The sequence below is a fragment of the Streptomyces sp. TRM68367 genome (genome assembly GCF_014495685.1).
GTDB lineage: Bacteria > Actinomycetota > Actinomycetes > Streptomycetales > Streptomycetaceae > Streptomyces.
The window spans coordinates 1-2534 of record NZ_JACTVI010000239.1 but is presented as its reverse complement, the minus strand read 5'-3'; the positions used below and the strand labels follow the sequence as shown (position 1 = coordinate 2534).

The following is a 2534-nucleotide window of genomic DNA, read 5'->3' as shown; positions in this document are numbered from 1 at the left end:
CACCACCACCCGAAGGACGAACCAGGACGAATCCTCAACCCCGACCGACCACCCCAGGCCGGCGCGCGCACGTGAATGATCGAGGCCAAAGGTGCAGGTCGTGGTCGCCTCGTACAGCACCGCGTTGACCATGGCGCTCTCGCGCTCACGGCGAAGTTCGGCGTATGCCTCGGCATTGACCGCGCCGGGCAGCAGATCAATCCGCAGCTTCTATGAGTTCTGGATCGAGTCGGGCAGCGGACCGCTGATCAAGGGTGCCGTTGGCCCGGAGCGTGAGGCGGTGCCCGCACGCTCATCCGGCGTCCTGGTCGGCGACCAGCGGGACTCGCAGCGCAACGGCGTGATCTCCGGGATGAACCACCTGATGGCCAACCGGATCGTGCTACCGGGCTACGGCTTCCTGCGCGGCTACAAGGCCACGCGGCTCTTCAAGAATGTCCAGCAGCTCTTCCCCGACGGCAAGCTGGAGCAGATGCGCCGCTACGGCGTCGAGGTCGGCATGACGGCCCGCCACATCGACGAGGGCCTGCGCCTGATCTCGTCGATCATCCTGCACACCGGCCGGGACCTCGATCAGCTCACTGCGGAGGACATCTTCTACCTGCGGGCCCGCGCCCGGCGCGAGAACGGCGAGGCATACGTCGGCACCCACAGCGCCTGGGACCTGCTGCGCGGGGCCGGCGTCATCCATTCCAAGGACACACTCAAGGACGCGCTCCGGCACGGGCAGCGGCCGACCACCGAGCTGGTCGACTCCTACAACATCCAGTCCACCCAGATCCGCAATGTGCTCGTGCGCTACCTCGAAGAACGTCGACCCGGCGTCGACTACGGCACCTTCCGTGGACTGTACGCGAACTGGCTGGCGTCTTCTGGGCCGACATCAAAGCCCACCACCCCGGCATCGACACCCTGCGGATTCCCGACGACGTCATCGACGGCTGGAAGCAGCGGCTGGTGACCTACACCGACAAGAGCGGCCAGGCCCGAGAACGACGCTCACGCATCGACGTCATGATGCGCATCCGCGGGTTCTACCTCGACATCCAGGAATGGGCACATGAAGACCCGTACTGGGCCCAGTGGGCCGTGCCCAGCCCCATCACCCGGGGCGACGGCGTCGGCAACCACAAGATGGTCAAGCAGACCACCGCGCGGATGCACCAGCGGGTGCGGGAACGGCTGCCCCACCTGCCGGTGCTCGTCGAGACCGCGGAGCGAGTACGCCGCGAGGCCGTCGCGCTGCTGGACGCGGCGCGGGCCACCCCGTTCAACGAGATCTTCGAGCACGACGGGAAGCGCTACTTGCGGGTGCTGCCCGCGGTCAACCAAGTGCCCAGCCGCCTCGACCACGGCTCGCCACACGTCTACATCAAGGAAATCAGCAGCACCGGCACGCGGATCAACCAGAGCGTCGTCGAGGACGACGCCTTCTGGGCCTGGGCCGTCATCGAGACCCTGCGGCATACCGGCGTCCGAGCCGAAGAACTCACCGAGCTGACCCACCTGGCACTGGTCTCCTACACAATCCCCGACCAACTCCCCGAGAAGGGCGAGGTCGTCCCGCTGCTGCAGATTGTGCCTTCCAAGAGCAACGAGGAACGACTACTGCTGGTCAGCCCCGAGCCGGCCAGCGTCCTGGCCACGATCATCAACACCTACGCGACGCGAACGGCGGGAAGATCCCACTCGTCGCGCGCTACGACTCCCACGAGCGCGTCACCGGCCCCCAGCTCCCGCACCTCTTCCAGCGCCGACCCTACTGGCAGCCGCAGGCCATGAGCGAGGCCGCCGTCAAGCGGCTCCTGGACCGCACCCTGGAATGCACCGGCCTGCGGGACCGGGCGGGCGAGCCGCTGCGCTACACACCCCACGACTTCCGAAGGATGTTCGCGACGGAAGCCGTCACTGGTGGCCTGCCGTCCACATTGCCGCACGCATCCTCGGACACAAGACGCTGACCACCACTCAGGCGTCTCTCGCGGTCTTCCAGGACGACTTGATCAGGACCTACCGCGGCTTCCTCGACCGTCGTCGCGCCGCGCGTCCCCAGGAGGAGTACCGGGAGCCCACTCCGCAGGAGTGGCGCGACTTCCAGCAGCACTTCGAACTCCGCAAGGTCTCGCTCGGCACCTGCGGGCGTCCCTACGGAACCCCCTGCAAGCACGAGCACGCCTGCATCCGCTGCCCAGTCCTCCAGATGGACCCCAGCCAGAAGCCCCGCCTCATCGAGATCATCCAAAACCTCCGTGAACGCATCCGCGAGGCCCGCGCCAACGGCTGGCTCGGCGAGGTCGAGGGACTTCAGGTCAGCTTCGACGCCGCGATGGCCAAACTCAAGAGCCTCAAGGACATCCCCACCGACGGACGCCCTCAACTGGTTCACCTCGGCATGCCCGTCTTCACTGACGACACACCACCGCCTCAGCCAGATGAGGTTTTTCTTCCTAGTGTCCTGCGCCTGAAATTGCAGTCGTAAGTCTGTAGGCTGTTTTCATGTCGCATCGGGGTCCGCGTGCTGTCGAGGTTGTGCT

4 protein-coding genes are annotated in these 2534 nt (G+C 66.3%); all 4 read left to right on the top strand.

Annotation, left to right across the window (positions count from 1 at the left end; genetic code table 11):
* Window positions 1-175: 175 nt before the first annotated feature.
* The 4 genes from H8R17_RS45130 to H8R17_RS45115 are packed head-to-tail and all read left to right on the top strand — an operon-like array spanning window position 176 to window position 2479.
* On the top strand, window positions 176-961 hold the full coding sequence (locus tag H8R17_RS45130; RefSeq protein ID WP_223126183.1) for a hypothetical protein: 786 nt from the start codon (window positions 176-178) through the stop codon (window positions 959-961).
* The gene (locus tag H8R17_RS45125) at window positions 958-1782 is read left to right on the top strand and encodes a hypothetical protein (protein WP_187828941.1); all 825 of its coding nucleotides are present in this window, start codon (window positions 958-960) and stop codon (window positions 1780-1782) included. Before H8R17_RS45130 ends, H8R17_RS45125 begins: the two co-directional genes overlap by 4 nt.
* The gene (locus H8R17_RS45120) at window positions 1779-1961 is read left to right on the top strand and encodes a hypothetical protein (protein WP_187828940.1); all 183 of its coding nucleotides are present in this window, start codon (window positions 1779-1781) and stop codon (window positions 1959-1961) included. Before H8R17_RS45125 ends, H8R17_RS45120 begins: the two co-directional genes overlap by 4 nt.
* Before the next feature lie 38 nt (window positions 1962-1999).
* On the top strand, window positions 2000-2479 hold the full coding sequence (locus H8R17_RS45115; RefSeq protein ID WP_187828939.1) for an integrase: 480 nt from the start codon (window positions 2000-2002) through the stop codon (window positions 2477-2479).
* Window positions 2480-2534: the final 55 nt, after the last annotated feature.